This window comes from Weissella minor (genome assembly GCF_001437425.1).
Lineage (GTDB): Bacteria > Bacillota > Bacilli > Lactobacillales > Lactobacillaceae > Weissella > Weissella minor.
Map to the genome: position 1 here is coordinate 138648 of NZ_JQCD01000024.1, position 19397 is coordinate 158044.

Below are 19397 nucleotides of genomic sequence, written 5' to 3' on the forward strand. Positions count from 1 at the left end.
ATTTCACGAATACATATTCAAAGGATATGCATATTAAAGGAACGAGTAGGTATTACTTATTTGAAACAAAGAACAGCAAATGCATCGATGGTAGCTAATTATAGGAATTCAACAACCAAAAATAAAGCTACATGATTATAGGATTGTCAAAATTACGCTTTAAATCTGGAGATAAATGTCAACATAAGGAGCTTTTTAATGAAATATACGATATCTGCAAATACTGTTTTTCCACTAGTTGAAATCGAACTGAACAAGAATGAGCGTGTACAAATCGAAAATGGTGCTATGGTGTACCATAATGGTGAAATTAATCTTGAGGGTTCAATGAATAGCAATGGGAGAACTGGAATCAGTGGTGCTGTACATGCTTTTGGACGTTCAATATCAAGTGGCGAAAACTTTTTCATCACCACGGCGACTGGAAAAACTGATCAGGCTATGGTTGCTATTGCACCGTCGACACCTGGTGCAATTAAAGAACTACAAGTTGGCAGTGAGCATTGGCGATTGAATACAGGTGTTTTTTTAGCATGTGACCCAAATGTTACCTATAATATGAAACGTCAAAAAATTGGTCGTGCTATATTTGGTGGAACTGGTGGATTATTTATTATGGAAACTGCTGGTGAAGGATCACTGCTAGTTAATAGTTATGGCGATATCGTTGAAATTGAACTTGATGGTACGAAGCCGTTTGTTGTTGATAATCAACATGTTGTCGCGTGGTCATCAGGATTAGATTATGGTATTGAAATTGGCTCAGGGACGTTTGGATTTAAGACCGGTGAAGGTTTGGTAAATGAATTTCATGGTACAGGTACTGTCCTCATTCAAACACGTAATGCGGAAGCGTTAGCTAATTACATTAGTCCATATTTAATCTCAACGGACTAATTGCAAGAAGTAAAAAATAAAACATCATTCAATTTTTCGGAGTAATTAAGAAAAATTGAATGATGTTTTTTTAGATTATTGGACAATTAACTGTGTGAATAACAGCACCAGATGTCCTTTGCTTAGCTGTTTCGCGTAAATTAAGGACCGTAGTCATAACAAATTCTCCTTTTTATCTATTCAAAGTAGCAAAATATATGAGTATATTGATTGCAATTCGATTTGAATAAAATGTTAAAGTTGTAATGTGATTTTTCTGGAAAGGTTTGAATTGGATGAATAATTAATGTTTTTATGTGTTTAATGTGATTAATTTTTATCATTTAATATTTTTAATATGTTATTATAATGACATTAAGAATATTTATGTTAAAATATAATGAGAAACAAACTTGTATTACTTAATAATCCTAAACGTTGTAATTGTTTTCTAATTAAATGCTTAAATCTTAGAGATGATCGTTTAATTTACTATGATTTATTAAAGCGATTATCAAAGGATTTGGTAGTTGTGCCTGTAAAAACAGTCCTTTTTATGCGGGCATCTCCGGCATGAAATATGTATTGGTTAAGTTATATAAATATTTTCAAGATAAAGGATGGCTAAAGGAACTGTTTAAGAAAATGGATGGTTCATTTAGAAATGGAGAAAAGGAGTTCGTTTAGCTATTGCTAGTCTAGAAAATGCACTAAAGGAGCGAGTATGATCAATTATGTAAAACGACATTTATTTCAGAATAGTGTATTAATATGTTTAGTGGTTATTTGTGCATTTTTACAGATAATGAATTCATCTATGTTATCTTTTGCAACAAATGCCATTACTGACAAAGAATATAAATTATTTATGATGTGGATGGCTTTAGATTTGAGTGGGTGGACAGCCCTTTATGTCTTGAGTTTCATTTCAGATGTTTATCAAGAAAAATTAATACAAGATATGAATATAGATATGCGTATTGATTTGATTAACAAGGGCACAAAGTCAGTTAACGCATTTCATAAAAATAAGAAATCATACTATGAATCGGGAATGATGAATGATATAAATTTGATAAATAGTAAAATTTTCCAGAATTTTTATCTTATGATTCAAATGTTAGCAATTTTAGTATTTTCAACAGGAATGATAATTTTCTTTCAATGGAAATTATTTATTCTAACATTTGTGCTAGGAATTATATCAATTTATTTCCCAAGGTATTTAAATAAAAAGGCTCAAAAAGCATCAAAAAACATGAGTGCAATAAATGAAAAATCTTTGACAGGATATAATGAAACTATAGATGGCGTAGATACGTTTAGCGGTTTGGGCCTAAGAGAAAAACTTGTAGAAAGAATATATAATGTCTCAAGAGAATTAAAGGTGAAGAGTGTCGAATATGCCCGAGTGAATGGTGAAATTGAGTCCGTTGCAGCATTTGTTAGCAGTGCGAGTCAAGTTGCTCTATTAACTTATACAGGTATATTAATTATGCAAGGTGCAACAGAAATAGGAACATTACTATCAATTGCTTCTTTGGCGGGATTGTTTTTTACCTCAACCAAAGGGGTTAGTAATGGCATTAGTAAGATTAGTGGGAATAAAAATTTATTTGATAAATTTATTGTTGGTAGCACAGAAGAAAATGATGGACATCGAAGTGAAAACGGTAAAAATGTAGATAAGGATATCGCCGTCATTTTTGATAATGTATCCTATAAGTACGATGATAGTGACTACTTATTTAAAAATATTTCATTCAACATAGAACAAAAAAGGAAATATTTTTTAGTTGGACCATCGGGTAGTGGTAAATCAACAATTTTTTCACTAATTACTAAAAGCGTTTATCCTGATGCAGGAGAAATTACAGATTCACCAACTATTTCGAGTTGGTTATATGTTCCACAAGAACCTGTTATTTTTTCTGAAAGTATACTTTATAACTTAACCTTGGGTGAAGAATATCCAGAAGAGGATATTGTCAAGGTTCTTAAAGAGACTAATTTATATGAAGAATTACTTTCTTTGTCAAATGGGTTAAATACAATATTAGTGGACAATGGAAGCAATATTTCTGGAGGACAAAGACAGAGAATTTCATTAGCACGTGTTTTGCTAAGAAAGCCAACAGCATTATTGTTGGATGAAGCGACATCGGCGGTTGATTCAATAAATGAATATAGTATATTGAGTAAACTATATGCTCTGCCCAATACAACAATTATTTCTATTATTCACACAGCAAACGAAAGAACTTTAGCTTTGGCAGATAGTATAATTGATATGGAACGTTTAAAAAAAGATAAGTTGAACTGAACCCTTATTATTGGAGATTAGTTTTCGAATAATTTTAATTCAAGAATATCGTCTATCCGAGCAATCGGTTAGGCGATTTTTTGCGTATAAGCCACTTGAAGTGAACCCCCTAAGTTGGATGATAATGTTTAACCTAGGGGGGTTACTTTTTGACAAAATATGCAAATTAATTTAAAGCATTAGTAGTCAGAGAATATCTCGAGAATAATAAATCGCTATCTCAAATCGCACGAGATTTTAATAGCACATCGCCAAAAATATTGCGGACGTGGACTAATCGATGCGAAAGCTTTTTCACTTAACTAAATATATGCCAGTTATAATAAATTTAAAAAGCAATTTGAATCGTTCATTCAGTATTACAATAATGATCGTATAAAAGAAAAACTCGGTGGCCTAACTCCTATTGAATATAGAAGAAGGGCCACCGAGAAAATGAGTGGATTTTTTGTCCAACCTAATGGATTCACTTTAAAAGATGCTGAGCTTTTTAATTGTTTAATGTGAGCGGTGCTTATGCTGAATCTTATCCATAATGCCACTGGCATAGGCTGCGATAGTGGATCCAATTACATCTAAAATTTCAAACATGGCAAATGCTCCTTGTGTGTCATTTAGACGGTTAAATTTAATTATTTAGGTTCAACTTCATAACGGGCAGTGCGCAATTCTTTACGTTGTGCCTTCGTTGGACGATATAGGAAGTCAAAGTAAGCTGAACGCCAGTCATCAAATGAAGCCGCCATATTTGCAATGTCATCAGGAATGTCTTCGCGAGGAATGCGATCCAAATCAGGATGTTTAGCAATATAGTCAGCCATCCAAGCTTGAATTTTTTCATGGCCAGCATTTTCAGCGTCAACGTTAAACCAGTTGGTTGCTTCATAGTGAATGTTTTCGTCAGGAACTTCGAAAAGTTCCATTGTTCCGTGGACTTTAAATGGACGAATCAACTTAACATCAGGGTTAAATTTCCAAATAAAGTCACCATCTTCGGTTGCTTCAACATCTTCTAATTGCACGACCGCACCGGCCATGTTAGAAGGAAGACCAGCTTCTTTCAATGCGTATGAGGTAACAACTAGGTCACCACGATGATCAGTATTAAAATTATAAATAACGCCAGTTTTTGCGCCAACGAGAATGTCGATAAGGACTTGTGGTTCCATTCCAACTGCTTGCATGATGGATAATACCTGCTTTCAAATTATATTTCATTCCATTCTAGCAAATACGGACTGATAATGCATTTTATTTTTATAGAAATGCGAGATTGGTCGTTGATATGGGCGAAATTATCGCCCAATTCTGTTAAACTAAAGTATTAGATAACTGACAAGATTACACACAAGCAACGAAGTGGAGAGATACAATGGCACATACAGTGGGCGAAATTGTGCAAGCGACGGTGACAGATGAAAATCAATCACATTATTTTGCACAAATTGATGGCACAACTTATGAAGTAAATAAACAAGAATTAGATGACACCCTAGCTTTTGGGGATACAGTAACTGGTTTTGCATATGAAAACAATCAACATGATTTAGCGATTACAACGAAGCTTCCTGAAGTACGTTTAGGACGTTTTGCTTTTGCGACGGTGACCGATATCAGACGTGATTTGGGTGTCTTTGTCGACATCGGATTGCCAGATAAGGATGTCGTTGTTTCATTGGATGAATTACCTACAATCAAGGAATTATGGCCACAACGTGGAGATCGTCTATTAATTACTTTGCGCGTTGATAAGAAAGAGCGTTTGTGGGGTGAATTAGCACCGGCAGAAGTTTATCAAGCATTACGTGTCCCAGCTAAGAAGACGATGCAAAACAAAAACGTGAAGGCAACGGTTTATCGTCTAAAGATGGTGGGAACGTATGCCTTAACGGATGACTATCATTTCGGTTTTATTCATCCCGATGAGCGTTATCGTGAGCCACGTTTAGGTGAAAAGTTAGATGCACGTGTGATTGGTGTACGTGAAGATGGTTCATTGAACCTATCATTGCGTCCACGTGCCTACGAATCAATTGGGGATGATGCGCAAATGATTTTGACATTGTTGCAATCTTCAAATAATCACATGTTACCTTATAACGATAAGTCTGATCCAAAGAAGATTAAGCAATACTTCAATATGTCAAAGGGACAATTTAAGCGTGCCTTGGGAAATCTTTATAAGCAACGTTTGATTACGCAAGATGAGCAAGGTGTTTATTTGGTGGAACAAGAGGAAAAATAGCTTATGGCTGAAACTTCAGTAGGTCCATATTCTGACCAACTGGCTGATTATTTGCATTACGTTACGGTTGAACGTGGTTTATCAGCAAATACACGGGCATCTTATCGTCAAGATTTGGTTCAATTTTTTAATTATTTAATTAAAGAAAAAGATAGTTGTCCTTTAAAAGATGTAGATCGTTTTACGATTTTAGATTTTTTAAAAGTATTAGAAGGACAGGGGAAATCACGAAATACAGTGATTCATATGGTGTCATCCCTGCGGAAATTCTTTCAGTATGCATTTAATAATCAATTACTCGATAAGAATCCGATGGATCAAGTTGATCCGCCCAAAAAGGCGCAATCCTTACCAGCGGTCTTAACGGTTTCAGAAGTAGATGCACTATTGGCTGTGCCTGATACAAATACCCCCTTGGGTTTACGAAATCGTACCATGCTGGAAGTGATGTATGCGACTGGATTACGTGTTACTGAATTGGTAAATCTTAAGTTAGATGATTTACATCTTGAAATTGGCTTAATTCAAACGCTTGGAAAAGGGGATAAAGAGCGGATTATTCCGATTGGCGATGTCGCAGTAAAATGGTTAAAGCGATATTTACAAGAAAGTCGTCCTTTCTTGGGCAAGCAGCAACAAGCAGATGTTATCTTTTTAAATGATCATGGTCGCAAATTGACGCGCCAAGGGGTTTGGAAGTTGATAAAACAAATGGTACAACGGGCCGGAATTACAAAAGATGTATCGCCACATACATTACGCCATTCATTTGCGACGCACATTCTAGAAAATGGGGCTGATTTGCGAATCGTACAAGAGCTATTAGGTCATTCTGATATCTCAACAACCCAGATTTATACTCATATCTCAGATAAGCGTTTGACTGAAGTTTATGAAAAGACGCATCCACGAGCGTAAACAAAATCATCATTGAGGAGGATACCCATGTTAATTACAGTACGTGATGATAAGCGGAAAATAGCAATGGGATTGCTATCATATTTGCCAGAATATAAAGATATTAGTGTGACACAACGTGAAATGGATTGGTATTTAGCCGCACCTAATCGTCAACTCTACCTATGGCAAGATGATAAAAGTCATCATTTTATGGGATTAGTTGGAACTGAAGCTGTATTCGATTCACTTGTCGTGCATCATTTGATTTTTAGTGTTGAAGTTGCCTCCAATGATCGATTTGCTTTACGTAAGGCGATGTTGGATGCTTTACAGAGACAAAATCAAACAAAAGTAATTATGGGAAATGTCCGTAATCAGCGTTTGATTAACGAATGGCGGGAGCAACAAACCCATGAATGATGCGTTAACCTATCATTTAGAAGATTTTGATGGTCCGCTGGATTTGTTGTTACATTTGATTCGGGTTAACGAAATGGATATTTTTGATATTCAAATTACAAAAATTACGCAACAATATCTTGATTTTATCCATCAAGCGGAGGAGCGAAATTTAGATATTGCCGGGGATTTTTTGGTAATGGCAGCTAATTTGATGGCAATCAAATCAAATGATTTGCTACCAGCTGTTGATTCAAATGTTGATGCAGAATTAGCCGAATATGTTGATGAAGTTGATCCGAAAGTTGCACTTATGCAACAGTTGTTGGATTATCAGCAATATCAAGAAGCCGCAACACAACTACGTGAAATGGAAGAAGATCGGCAACTGCAATTTTCAAGATCACCTGAGACGCATGATCCAATGGCGGATGTTCAAGTACTACCGACAGCTGATGACATTGAAGTGAATGAATTACAACAAGCATTTAATAAATTATTAGAACGTCGACAAATTCAGATTGGTCGAAAGAAAATTAGATCATTAGCACCAGCACGACCATCAATTGAACAAAAAATGATTGAAATTAAAGCGAGTTTTGCTGATGGTGCGACGCGGAATTTTGAGCATTTGTTTGCACCAGACGCACCCAAAACTGAGATTATTGTGACTTTTCTAGGAGTTCTAGAATTAGTACGACATCAACAACTATCAGTTATCCAAACTGATAATTTTGACAATATTATTTTGAAAAGGCATGCAGAGATTAATGACGAAATTAACAAATGATGCACAAGTGGAAGCTTTGTTATTTGTATCAGGGGATGAAGGGGTAAAACTATCTGAATTGACGGCGGCGATAGAATGCACGGAGTCAACTATTTTAGACAGTATTGCCCGCTTACAAGCTAAATATATTGAAGATGAAGCAAGTGCATTGATGCTAGTGAAACATGGACAGCAATATCAATTGGTGACTAAAAGCGAATTAGCACCGACGGTCCATCAATATTTCACAGCGCCGATTACATCAAACTTGTCACAATCAGCATTGGAAGTTTTGGCGATTGTGGCGTATCAACAGCCGATTACTAGAATTTCGATTGATGAATTACGCGGCATAAAATCCAATGCCATGTTGCAAAAGTTGGTGATGCGAAATCTAATTAGTGTCCAAGGCCGTGCGGAAGAAATTGGACGTCCTAATTTATATGGAACAACCGATTATTTCTTGGATTATTTTGGCTTAGATACTTTAGATGAATTACCTGAACTTGGAACTGCTGCTGCATTGGAACACTTGCAAATGAGTGATGATCGCGAAGATGAAGTTCCATTATTTGAAGAAACACAATCAGCATTTAAGACTGATTTACTAGATGAAAGTGAGAAACAATAATATGGCAGAACGTTTGCAAAAGGTTATGGCACAAGCTGGCGTGGCCTCACGTCGAGCTTCAGAAAAATTGATTACTGATGGACGTGTTACTGTGAATGGTAAGACCATCACAGAATTAGGGACGAAGGTTGAACCACACGATAAGATTGAAGTGAATGGTGAACCTGTTGAAGGAAATGAAAAGAAGGTTTATTTCTTGCTTAATAAGCCTCGTGAAGTTGTGACAACGGCTTCTGATGATAAAGATCGTGCAACAGTGCTAGACATTTTGAAAGATGTGCCGCAACGTGTGTATCCTGTTGGCCGTCTAGATTATGATACAACTGGTGTGCTCTTGTTAACCAATGATGGTGATTTAGCTAATCAATTGATGCATCCAAAGTATAATATTGATAAAGTCTATGTTGCTAAGGTTAAAGGGATTCCAAGTAACGATGATTTGAAGGCCCTCCGTTTGGGTGTGACTGTGCATACAGTTGAGAAGAACCGTCACAAGACTTATCATGCTGCACCTGCTAAAGCTGAAATTGTGGCCGTAGATCGTGCGAAAAACACGGCGATTGTTCGTTTAACGATTCATGAAGGGCGTTACCATCAAGTAAAGGAAATGATGAAAGCAGTGAATCATCCTGTGTTGAAGTTGACGCGTGAACGTTATGGTTTGCTTGATGTCACAGACTTGGCACCAGGTGAATATCGTGAATTGACGTATGATGAAGTTCAAGCCCTTAAGCAAGGGAAACAGTATCGTCGTTCATCAGGACGCTTATAATAAAAAAAGATTGAATTTGTCAAATTTTGACGTTCAATCTTTTTTTTTGTGATAGAATCGATTACAATTATAGGTAAATTTAATTTGGAGAGGGAGATAAATGACATTTTATACGATTGAATTCTTAAAGAATCAAAATGACTCAATGGGTGTAATTTACTGGAGTATGTTTTTGATTCTATTGGTTACGTTCGCTGGGTTGGAGCTAATGTATGTGAAAAATAGACAACGCGGGCGCTATCGTGATTTTGCGATTCTAGTCTTATTGGTTGCATTTTTTGTGATTGGGTTACGAATTGAAGCTTTGGATGGTTTGAAGCAGGTTACGAATAACAAGTCACAATTAGTAACGGTTTTGGAGCAAGTAGCAGATAGTGAGGGCGTTTCAAAGGACAAAGTGGCGATTGATAATCAAACGGTTTCATCTAATATGATTGTTAAAGTAGATAAAGAATACTTTGAATTGAAATTTAATAATGATATGAATAGTTACACACTTTCACCAGCAACAGTGACAGTGCCAGATAAGCAGATAGAAGTAAAAACGGGGGATAAGTAATGGGTGATTACGCAAATATTATCATTAAATTAGCCGTTGGAATTGTCGCCCTAATTGTTCAAATCAACATCTTGGGTAAAGGTAATTTAGCACCGATTTCGGCGATGGATCAAGTTCAAAACTATGTTTTAGGTGGAATTATTGGAGGTGTTATCTACAATAAGGACATCACCACTTTACAATTCGTGATGGTTTTGATGATTTGGACATTTTTGGTATTGGCTTTGAAGATGGCCAAAGAGTATAGCTATACCATCCGAAGCATTATTGACGGACGTCCAGTTGTTGTTATCAGACGTGGCCAAATTGAAATGGATGCCATTTTACGGCTAGGTTTATCAGCGAATGAATTAATGTTCAAATTACGCGCCAGTGGTTTTGATGAAATCCAACAAGTTAAATTAGCAACTTTGGAACAAAATGGGCAATTGACAGTTGATAAATATGGGGAAGAAGATACCAAATATCCGATTATTCAAGATGGTCAAGTAAATATGGGCCTATTGGAAGTTATTGAAAAGGATCAGAGTTGGGTCGAAAAACAAGTGAAAGCGCAGTATCCAGATAAGCAAGTAACTGATGTTTATTTGGGTGAATTTATTCATGGGAAAGTGACATTGTACATGTTCCCTGAAGCCAAAAAATTTAAAAAGCGTTAATTTTAAACAAATAAAAAGCAATCAACATAAGCGTTGATTGCTTTTTTATTTTACAAGAAAATGTAAATTGAGATAACTAAGAGGACAATGTAAATGACGGCAGGAATGGCAGTCTTACGTAGTACTTGGCCTTCTTGACCTGAGAAACCAACAACACCGTTAACTGAAACGATATTATGGATACAAATCATATTACCAATAGCCCCACCAATAACTTGGGCAGCTAAGACCATCGCTTTATCTAAACCAGCATCTGTCGCGACGTTAGCCTGGATTGATGAGAAAGTAAGCGTAGAAACAGTTGCACTACCAGTAACGAATGAACCGACAGCACCGAGGACAGGCGCAATCATGAGCCAAACATTGTTTAGATGCGTTGCCATGAATGAAGCGAGGTAATTCGGCATGCTGACAAGATTAGCCGTATTGAAATTTGTGTTCGTAAAGACTTGCACCATAATCAATGTCACAACTAATGCGCTTAAGGTTGACTTCATTGAGATGGCGATATCTTTAACTTCGCTTTGGAAGGCGATTGGTGACTTCTTATGCATGAGTAGTGTCACAATTGAAACTAGTAGCAGCACAGTACCTGGAGAAGCCAAAATGAGCCAATCAGAGCTAATACCTTTAAATCCAAGAATATTATTTACAGACAGATCGATTGCTGAATTTAATAGCGTATTGATTGGTGCAAATAGCTTTGGAAGGACCAAAAGTGAAACAACGAGAACATATGGAAGCCATGCCATGAATAATGACATATCTGACTTGAGTTCAGCTTCTTCAGTAGAACGTGGATATTGAATCCATGGATTTTGCTTAGTATTTTTAGGTAATAAGATATTAAACTTGATGGTTGCCATTGCAAAGACTAGCACGACAATCGGTGTTACGACTGACGTTAGTTCGTAACCAATAAATGTTTGTGTGAAGAAGGCTGTTACAGAATAAACTAAACCAATCATCAAGGTCCAAGGTGCAACTTCAAGGGCTGACTTCATCTTATTGCTTGTGTATTGGCTAGGCAAAAAGACAACCAAAAGCATCATTAACAACATCGGAACAAAAGTTCCACTAATCAGCTCTAAAGTCACAACTTGATGACTAACGGCATTTAATTCAGCTGCATTGGCGGTCGCATTACTTAGTCCAACAGTAATTGGTGTTCCAACAGCACCAAATGAAACGGCTGTTGAATCAGATACTAGAGCCAAAACAACGGCAGATAGGGGTTTAAAACCAAGTGTAATTAACAAAGGTGCGGTAACCATGGCGGGTGTTCCAAATCCGGAAACCCCTTCAATTAATGAACCAAACAAGAACGCAACCAAAATTGCTTGTAGTCGCATATCTTGGGTGAGATTTGTGAACCCAATGTTAATTCGTTCAATGGAACCTGTATACTCCAAAGCACGAAGTAACATCAGGGCGCCAAATAGAATCCACGCGATTGGCAAAGTCTTGTGAATTCCTTGAAGCATTGAGGCACCAATTGCATCAGCGGGGACACTCCAAACGAATATGCTTGAAATAATAATTAGGATAGCCGAAATGCTCATTCCTTTTACTGCGGACATGTTGAAAACCCCGAGTAGAATAACCGGAACAAGAATTGGTATCATCGAAACTAATAGCTGCATAATCCTAAAACTCCTTTTTGTTTATAAGTAAATTATAACAAGATGACAGCGCTTACATAACCCTAAAAAGTAAATTTGCTTGTGAAATTTTAGTGATAGGGTTAACTTTTTTTTACTTCAAGCAAATAAGTTGATGTTATATGGGTAATTTTTATTTTCAGTCGTTTGTGACAAGAAAATAAAAAAAGGTTCAGTCAGATTGACAGAGCCCTTACGCATATTATTGACGATTTTTTGGAACATACCAAGTTAAACAATGGACAGAACCACCCATTGTAGAAATTTCAGAAACGGGTACAGGAATGACTTTTTTATCTGTGTAGGATTCAACTAGTTTCAAGACTTTCTTATCAGCAGATAATTTATACTGTGGCACAAATATTTGATCTTCAGTTGCTAACATATTGGTATACAAACCTTTAGCTGATGGAATCGTATCATCATATTGGCCTTTTTCAGTATAAGCTGAGGGAAGATCAACGAGTTTTAGATCCGGTTGTGCTTGTTTGATTTGCTTTTTTACTTTATCAACGCCTTCAAAGTTTCCAATAAATAGGACGTCAGGCTGAATAAAGAATAGCATACCATCTGCATGACCCATTACATCACCAGGTTCCTCATTGATTAAAATAATATTTTTAATTTTTAGTTGTTTCTTGAGTAACGAAATTAATTCTTGCTCAGAATATTCAGGATTATCTTCTAAAACACGTTTTGTTAAAATCGCGGTATCTTTGTCGTTGTAAACAAAATTACCACCATCTAGTCGAATGTCAGAATAGGTTAAACCAAACGATTGTTGGTCAAGCCAGTTGTCAAAACGGGCATTGGTATCAGCAACAAAGTCTGAATCTAGGTAGTTTGGCTCATATTTAAATTTGACCATCGCATCATTGGTAATAACGGGAGCAATGTCACGGAGCCAAACATCACCATATTGGAGTTGTTCATTGGCGTTGTCTGTCATTAAATTGCTAAATTTTTTAAGATTAGCTTGTTGATCAGCGTAATAATCGTCGTCAGAATCAGGCAATCCAGTGTAAAGAGTTCCGGGTGTTGTAAACTTTTCGTCAGCCATGGGGCTTGACCCAAAATATGCAAAAAGTAGGGTACAAGTAGCTAAGGCAAGTAGTGTTTTTATCATGTTATTTCCTCCGTACACATACATTACCATGAGCTTTTTTATATAATTATTGTAAAAAATATAAAGCCGGTGTAAAGCCTTTTTTTGAGGGTTGACAAGGTTGATTTATATATTAATAAAAATAAATATATAGGAGTTGCTAGCCATTTAAAAATTAGAAGTGTGATAGGATAGAAGAGAGTTAGCAGCGAAGACACGGCATTTGAAAGGAACTGCAATGGGACAATTTAATTGGATGTTGACAGTTGTATTTATGATTGTAGGTGTAACTTTTTTATTGGCGGGCTGGCGTAAACAAGGTAATCAGAAAGAGCGGAATGCCTTACTCGCTTCGGGTGCCCTGATGTTTATGGTGGGTATATTATTAACGGTGATGTATCTATTATGAAGATCAATGAGTGTTTAAGGATAGAAATGGGGATTTAAAAGATGACAGCAATTTATGATAATGAAAAATTTTTTGAGGAATATAGCCACATGTTACGGAGCCAAGAAGGCTTAAAAGGGGCTGGTGAATGGGAAACATTTAAGGCATTGATGCCTGAAGTGGCAAATAAATCGATTTTAGATATTGGTTGTGGTTATGGTTGGCATTGCCAATATGTTGCTGAGCATGGTGCGACTGAAGTTGTGGGAATTGATAATTCGGATAAAATGTTAGCTGTGGCACGTGAGAAAAATGAATTTACACAGGTAACTTATGAAAATATGCCAGTTGAAGCGATGGATTTCGAAGCGAACCAATTTGATTTGGTTCTTAGCTCACTAGTCTTTCACTATATTGCCGATTTTGATGCACTGATTAAATCAATCAAGCATGTTTTAAAAGCGCAAGGGCAACTAATCTTTACTGTGGAACATCCTGTGTTTACGGCTGAGGGATCAGAGCAATGGGTTCAAAATGACGAAGGCGAAAATCAATTCTTCCCTGTTGATAATTATTTTTACGAAGGTGCCCGTGACACTGATTTTCTAAATACGAGTATTAAGAAATATCACCGAACATTGACGACTTACATTGAAACATTAATTCAAAATGGCTTTAAAATTAATCATGTCGTGGAACCAATGCCAAGCGAGGATATGAGAGATCTTGACGGAATGGCTGATGAAATGCGACGCCCAATGATGCTCATTATTTCAGTAGAACTTGAAAAGTAATAAAGAAACACTTCACATTTAGGTGAAGTGTTTTTTTACGCGCATGGGAGTGGTTAAGGCTAGATGATTTAGTGGTTAATTTATGAAAATAATACTAGATGATTTAGTGGTTAATTTATGAAAATAATAATGGTGTATAATGCAACTTTAAAGATGTACCGTATATTTGGACAGTTAGGGGAATCACATCCATGTTAAAAAGGATAAAGTTATACGGAATAGATGCGCCACTCATGATTTTTAGTTATTTAATAATAGGGCTTGGAGCATTAATGTTTGCCATATTTTCTGAGGATTATTCCGGGAAAGTTTGGACCGTCGGATGGGGGGCTTTATTGCTGTTTGGCGGAATCGTGGCACTACATACCTCATTATTTGGTAAATCCAAAATTTGGGAGAAAATCCTTGCAACGCACGTAATCAATTCGGATGCCACCGTATTAGATATGGGGACAGGACACGGCTTGGTTTTGATAAAAATAGCTAGGATCTTGGGTCAAGATGGTCACATAAAAGGGATTGATTTATGGAAAAAACAAGATCAATTCGATAATAGTGCTAAGCAACTTGAACAGAATATTCAGGATGCACAAATCGTATGCGAGGTCAGTATCGATACAGGTGATATTCGAGCGCTTCCGTACGCGGATCAACAATTTGATTTGATAACGTGTAGTTTTGTTATGCACAATATTAAAGGGTCAGACGAACGTACCAAAGCTTTTGTTGAAGCCAATCGTGTTTTAAAAAAAGATGGCACATTGATTTTGGTAGATACGGAGCATAAAAGTCGTGAATATCAGCATACGTTAGAAAGTTTAGACTTTGAAGTTACAACTAAATCTGAGGGCATTAATGGCTGGTGGACTGGTCCGTGGATGGGTTCTTATTCAATGATTGCCAAAAAGGATAAATAATAGTTGAAGCAAAGGCTTATCATGCGATGTAATCATATATAACATAGAGTTTCTTGGCTCTTTATGTATAAAATGATATATTTAATATAAATATTGTGTAGCTGAAATTTTTGATTAGGACAAACGCTTAAGGAGTAACAAATGGCTGGTGTATGGCAAGGTGTAATTAGTGGTGTTGCAGTGTTAACTGGAATAGGTGGCCTTGGCTTTGTGGGATATGAAGCAAAGCATCAAACCGAGGCGTTATACCAACGTAAAGTTGATGCACAAGCGCAAGCAGTTGCAAAAAGTGAAAGTGCAGAGGCAAGTTCAAAGAAAAAGGATGCTAGTTTGAAAAAAACAGCTTCGACGAAGCGCGCATCTGAAAAAAAGGCATCTGAACGAGATGCATCAAAACAATTAGAAGCAGATCAGGCTGCAGCGGCAGCAAATGATGTACCAGAGCCTACTGAAAACGTGAGTGCTGCTGAACAACAGACAGAGACCAATACCGGGAACCAATCCGTAGCTCAGTCAACTGAAACGAAAGCGCCGACTAAAACCGAGAACACAGATAAGGCACCTGCTGATAAGGTTGACAATCAACCAAGAAATCAATCAAGAGATCCCGTAACTGATGCTTACGTTGAAGCAGGCGTTATGAATCCGCAAGGCGGAATGACGTATAGTCCAGAGATTGAATCTAAAGCACAATCTATTCTGGAACGAGATAAGTGATGCTAATTCTGAGTAAATCACGTTGGGGAATATGTATGAATGAATATTTGATATTAGGATTTATATTTTTGATAATAAGTGGGTCAATGCATACCATTTCAAGGTCACAAAGTGATGAAGCTAAAAAGAGGCTAACGTTTGCTAGTGTTGGTTTTTTAATTGGTGGATTAATAATCGTGGTTTCTCAATTACTTTAGGATGATTGTGGTGCGTTAGCTTTAAAAAAGGCCTGACATCAAGGCACTAAAAGTAATTCTATTGACAAATGATAAGTTAAAACTTATGCTTAAGACAGTTAAATAAATTCTTCAGGGCAGGGTGAAATTCCCGACCGGTGGTGAGCACGCTTGCGTGTAAGTCCGCGACTCGAATATTTCGGTATTCGATTGATATGGTGTGATTCCATAACCGACAGTACAGTCTGGTATATAGAAGATTAAGTATAAGACAAGTGAAGTCTTCTTTAGGTTGCCCTGAAACCTAGAGAAGACTTTTTTTGCCTTACGAGGAGAAGTAACATGCGTCAAACGCAACGATTAAGTGTCATTGCTTTACTAGCAGCTGTATCATTTATTTTAATGTTGATTGGGCAAATTCCGTTAATTCCAGGAGCAACCTTTCTGAAGATGGATTTTTCTTTTATTCCGATTTTCCTAGGTGCCATTATTCTGGACTTGCGAGCCGGATATGGGGTGCTTTTGTTGCGCTCTTTATTGAAAATTTTATTAGATGGATCTGGCGTGAATGATTATATCGGATTACCAATGAATATTATTGGCCTTGCTATTTTGCTACTTGGGTTATACTGGGGGATGCAAGGCGGAAAAAATTGGCAATGGCGTAACATTTTAATTGGTGGTGCTGTCGGAACCGTTGGTTTAACAGTTAGTATGATGGTGATGAATGTTATCTACGCAATGCCATTGTATGCACGTTTTGCTAATTTTGATATTGCAAAAACGATTGGAACCAAGGTATACCTAACCTATATGGTTTTGCCATTTAATTTGATTGAAGGTGTTTTATTAACTTTGTTGAGTGGCTTTATTTTAATAACATTTAAAAATATTTTTATTCGCTTGATGCGTCAACTATAAGAAAACATAAGGAGGTTCGTTTTGAAGGCAGAATTTTTATTAACTTTATTTTCAAAGCAGCAACCTCGGCGTAGTCATGTGATTTATGCTTTGTTGAAACAACAAACAACGGGATCCACTGAATATTGGGGGCTTAGGTACCACTTATTAGATTGGATTGGGTTACTGCCACAACTATATAAGCAAGATTATGAAAATATGTTGCAGGACCTACTGTCGGAACGTTGTTTACGGCAAAGTGAAAAAGGGCTCTATATCTTAACTGATAAGGGTGAGCTGATGGCTAAACGTTATGCAGAGGAACATTATCTTTTACAGTTGCCTTTGGAACGTTATACCTACCAAACAGCTTCTTTTATGCAATTATTCTTGTTGGCAAATCAAGTTGTGTCAGAATGGTCACATCAGAATCGACATTACTATCCAATGCAAATTGGCCTGAGACAACAACAATTAATTAAACAATGGTTTAAGCGTCAGGATCGAGCCAACTTGCTAGATGCTTGGAAATCAGATTTAACAGGTTTTTTAGCATCCCTTTCAGAAAAACAAGCAGATCGATTAGCGGCTTCGTTTGTGGGGCATACGCATGCGGGCTTAAATTTTGACCAATTGAATTTTCCTAAAACATGGGATGATTTTGACTTTTATTTGTGGCAATTGGACCGGTATACTGAACTTATTCAGTATATGGAAACGCATTTTTCAAATGACAATCCCATGGTACAACTGTATGCATTTGTTGGTAAAAAGCCACGCCTATCTGATAGTGTGCAGGCCAGCTTTATGGCTGCTAAACAGGGTGCGAGTTTTCAAGACATTGCGCAACAAAGACATTTAAAATTGGGAACGGTTCAAGAACATTTGTTGACTGCTGCAATTTGGCTCCCTGTGTCAGATTTTCCATATGAAAGATATCTAACGGACGATGTAAAAAAACATCTATCTGAACGTTTACCGGACCAGGATATTGATAATTGGCGTTTTCAAATGGTGCGAGAGTCTTCTGATATTCAAGAGTTTTTTAATTTTAGACTGTACCAAATTTGGTTAACAAAGCAGGAGACGAGTGATGAGTGAAGGTGATTTGATTCAGCAAACGCTACAAAAGCATTTTGGCTTTGAAAGTTTCAGACCCGGACAACGAGAAATTATTGAAGCATTACTAGCAGGAAAAAATGCTTTGGGGATGTTGCCAACCGGTGGTGGTAAAAGTTTGATTTATCAAATGATGGGGTATTTACGATCTGGAACGGTCGTCATCGTGACGCCATTACTTTCTTTAATGCAAGATCAAGTCGCGCGTTTTAATTATTTAGGCGAAAAAGATGTGGTTGCGCTGAATTCATTGTTAGATAAACAAGAAAAATTTTCGGTATTACAACGATTACAGAATTACCGTTTTGTATTAATTTCCCCTGAAATGTTTAATCAGGCTGAGGTTATAAAAGCATTTGAACAAATTCAATTGAATACTTTAGTGATTGACGAAGCCCATACGATTTTAAATTGGGGGCCTGATTTTCGACCAGATTATTTAGAATTTCCTTTAATTCATCAGAAATTAGGACAACCGTCATTACTATTGCTGACCGCGACTGCAACAACAGATATGAAAACAGAATTACAGGCACAATTTAATTTGCCAAAGCAGGCCTGGTTTACCTATACGGAATCAGTTAATCGTCCAAATATTTTTTTGCATACAGAACAAGTGCAAGAGCAAGATGATAAACGCGAACGATTAAAAAGTTTACTGATGCAACTACCTGGGTCGGGAATTGTTTATGTGTCTAGTCGAAAATTAGCGAATAGTTTAGCGGAATGGCTACGCCAAACAACAGGTAAACGTGTGGCGGCTTATCATGGCGGATTAGATAATGTTGCTCGGTATCGTTTGCAGCAACAGTTTATGGAGAATCAATTAGACGTCATAGTGGCAACATCTGCTTTTGGAATGGGGATTGATAAGGACGATATTCGATTTATTATTCATTTTCATTTGAGCCAAGATTTAGCAAGTTATATGCAAGAAATTGGACGTGCTGGGCGTGATGGTAAGCATGCGGTTGCGATTATGCTCTATCGTCGTGGAGACGAGCGTTTGCAACACAATTTGATTGATGCTTCAATTCCGACTGATGCGATGATTGCGGGTTATCTGAGTGGTGAACTCAAGAGCACGGACATTGGGCATGAACGGGCGCGTTTACTAGACTATTATCAGCAACAAGGCTTGTCGGTAGTGGATATGCAAAGTTTGTTCAAAGACCGCCGGAAGACACGAGAGCATGATTTGAATGAAATGGTCAAATATGCACGTTGTGAGCACGGATTACGTGATTTTATCTTAAATTACTTCGATGAATCAGCATTAGAATCAGACTTTGAATCGATTGGACAGGCAAATTGGTCGTTAGAAAAAGTTACATTTCCTACTATAAAAGAACATAATCCAGTGATTGAAAATGAATCATGGGCACAAATTTTAAGGAAACTATTTAAATAATCTTAAGAATGTTCAATGATAATAGCGTAAAGGACTTTTTTAGTGTAAGCTTGTGCTTAGTAAATTCGAGATTAGG

The 19397-nt window shown here is 36.9% G+C and carries 21 protein-coding genes and 1 riboswitch; of the genes, 18 read left to right on the forward strand and 3 right to left on the reverse strand.

Annotated elements, in window-relative coordinates; genetic code table 11:
* Positions 1-198: 198 nt before the first annotated feature.
* From IV67_RS04135 to IV67_RS09615, 3 genes are all read left to right on the forward strand, one after another.
* Positions 199-897 (forward strand): TIGR00266 family protein, encoded by a 699-nt coding sequence (locus IV67_RS04135; RefSeq protein WP_057787408.1) that lies wholly within the window; start codon positions 199-201, stop codon positions 895-897.
* 703 nt (positions 898-1600) lie between these two features.
* Positions 1601-3199 carry an ABC transporter ATP-binding protein gene (locus IV67_RS04140; protein WP_057787410.1) on the forward strand — a complete coding sequence of 533 codons (1599 nt, stop codon included), beginning with the start codon at positions 1601-1603 and terminating at the stop codon, positions 3197-3199.
* A 306-nt stretch (positions 3200-3505) separates the two neighbouring features.
* Positions 3506-3706, forward strand: a complete 201-nt coding sequence (locus IV67_RS09615; RefSeq protein ID WP_083486692.1) for an IS3 family transposase — start codon at positions 3506-3508, stop codon at positions 3704-3706.
* Positions 3707-3831: 125 nt separating this feature from the next.
* Here IV67_RS09615 and IV67_RS04145 read toward each other — a convergent pair whose 3' ends face one another.
* Positions 3832-4383 carry a hypothetical protein gene (locus IV67_RS04145; RefSeq protein ID WP_057787412.1) on the reverse strand — a complete coding sequence of 184 codons (552 nt, stop codon included), beginning with the start codon at positions 4381-4383 and terminating at the stop codon, positions 3832-3834.
* Positions 4384-4571: 188 nt separating this feature from the next.
* Between IV67_RS04145 and IV67_RS04150 the strand changes: the two genes are divergently transcribed.
* The 8 genes from IV67_RS04150 (at position 4572) to IV67_RS04185 (ending at position 10133) form a co-directional block, all read left to right on the forward strand.
* Complete coding sequence (locus IV67_RS04150; RefSeq protein ID WP_057787413.1) at positions 4572-5444, forward strand: CvfB family protein; 873 nt, start codon at positions 4572-4574, stop codon at positions 5442-5444.
* 3 nt (positions 5445-5447) lie between these two features.
* Positions 5448-6362, forward strand: a complete 915-nt coding sequence (gene xerD / locus IV67_RS04155; protein ID WP_057787415.1) for a site-specific tyrosine recombinase XerD — start codon at positions 5448-5450, stop codon at positions 6360-6362.
* 27 nt (positions 6363-6389) lie between these two features.
* Complete coding sequence (locus IV67_RS04160) at positions 6390-6764, forward strand: hypothetical protein (RefSeq protein WP_057787417.1); 375 nt, start codon at positions 6390-6392, stop codon at positions 6762-6764.
* Positions 6757-7533, forward strand: a complete 777-nt coding sequence (locus tag IV67_RS04165) for a segregation and condensation protein A (protein ID WP_057787419.1) — start codon at positions 6757-6759, stop codon at positions 7531-7533. Before IV67_RS04160 ends, IV67_RS04165 begins: the two co-directional genes overlap by 8 nt.
* Complete coding sequence (gene scpB, locus IV67_RS04170) at positions 7514-8143, forward strand: SMC-Scp complex subunit ScpB (RefSeq protein WP_057787421.1); 630 nt, start codon at positions 7514-7516, stop codon at positions 8141-8143. Before IV67_RS04165 ends, scpB begins: the two co-directional genes overlap by 20 nt.
* A gap of 1 nt (position 8144) precedes the next feature.
* Positions 8145-8915, forward strand: a complete 771-nt coding sequence (locus tag IV67_RS04175) for a pseudouridine synthase (protein WP_057787423.1) — start codon at positions 8145-8147, stop codon at positions 8913-8915.
* A gap of 100 nt (positions 8916-9015) precedes the next feature.
* Positions 9016-9474: a DUF3290 family protein gene (locus tag IV67_RS04180; RefSeq protein ID WP_057787425.1), complete on the forward strand. Its 459-nt coding sequence runs from the start codon at positions 9016-9018 to the stop codon at positions 9472-9474.
* On the forward strand, positions 9474-10133 hold the full coding sequence (locus IV67_RS04185; protein ID WP_057787427.1) for a DUF421 domain-containing protein: 660 nt from the start codon (positions 9474-9476) through the stop codon (positions 10131-10133). The genes IV67_RS04180 and IV67_RS04185 overlap by 1 nt, the downstream gene beginning before the upstream one ends.
* A 50-nt stretch (positions 10134-10183) precedes the next feature.
* On the opposite strand, the gene IV67_RS04190 is transcribed toward IV67_RS04185, so the two are convergent.
* Both IV67_RS04190 and IV67_RS04195 read right to left on the reverse strand, forming a co-directional pair.
* Positions 10184-11776 (reverse strand): L-lactate permease, encoded by a 1593-nt coding sequence (locus IV67_RS04190; RefSeq protein WP_057787429.1) that lies wholly within the window; start codon positions 11774-11776, stop codon positions 10184-10186.
* Positions 11777-11996: 220 nt separating this feature from the next.
* Positions 11997-12920 (reverse strand): agmatine deiminase family protein, encoded by a 924-nt coding sequence (locus IV67_RS04195; RefSeq protein WP_057787431.1) that lies wholly within the window; start codon positions 12918-12920, stop codon positions 11997-11999.
* Positions 12921-13122: 202 nt separating this feature from the next.
* Here IV67_RS04195 and IV67_RS09265 point away from each other — a divergent pair, with 202 nt between their 5' ends.
* From IV67_RS09265 to IV67_RS04230, 7 genes are all read left to right on the forward strand, one after another.
* Positions 13123-13308 (forward strand): hypothetical protein, encoded by a 186-nt coding sequence (locus IV67_RS09265; protein ID WP_157050289.1) that lies wholly within the window; start codon positions 13123-13125, stop codon positions 13306-13308.
* 41 nt (positions 13309-13349) lie between these two features.
* Entirely contained in the window at positions 13350-14081 is a 732-nt protein-coding gene (locus IV67_RS04200; RefSeq protein WP_057787433.1) for a class I SAM-dependent methyltransferase, read from the forward strand.
* 191 nt (positions 14082-14272) lie between these two features.
* A complete protein-coding gene (locus tag IV67_RS04205) occupies positions 14273-14998 on the forward strand; it encodes a class I SAM-dependent methyltransferase (protein WP_057787435.1) in 726 nt (241 codons plus the stop codon).
* 141 nt (positions 14999-15139) lie between these two features.
* Positions 15140-15715, forward strand: coding sequence for a hypothetical protein (locus IV67_RS04210; RefSeq protein WP_057787437.1), 576 nt, complete (start codon positions 15140-15142; stop codon positions 15713-15715).
* 300 nt (positions 15716-16015) lie between these two features.
* Positions 16016-16156: riboswitch (FMN riboswitch) on the forward strand.
* A gap of 77 nt (positions 16157-16233) precedes the next feature.
* Entirely contained in the window at positions 16234-16812 is a 579-nt protein-coding gene (locus IV67_RS04220; RefSeq protein ID WP_057787441.1) for an ECF transporter S component, read from the forward strand.
* 21 nt (positions 16813-16833) lie between these two features.
* Positions 16834-17892, forward strand: a complete 1059-nt coding sequence (locus tag IV67_RS04225) for a helix-turn-helix domain-containing protein (RefSeq protein ID WP_057787443.1) — start codon at positions 16834-16836, stop codon at positions 17890-17892.
* Positions 17885-19321 carry a RecQ family ATP-dependent DNA helicase gene (locus IV67_RS04230; RefSeq protein WP_057787445.1) on the forward strand — a complete coding sequence of 479 codons (1437 nt, stop codon included), beginning with the start codon at positions 17885-17887 and terminating at the stop codon, positions 19319-19321. The genes IV67_RS04225 and IV67_RS04230 overlap by 8 nt, the downstream gene beginning before the upstream one ends.
* Positions 19322-19397 lie beyond the last annotated feature (76 nt).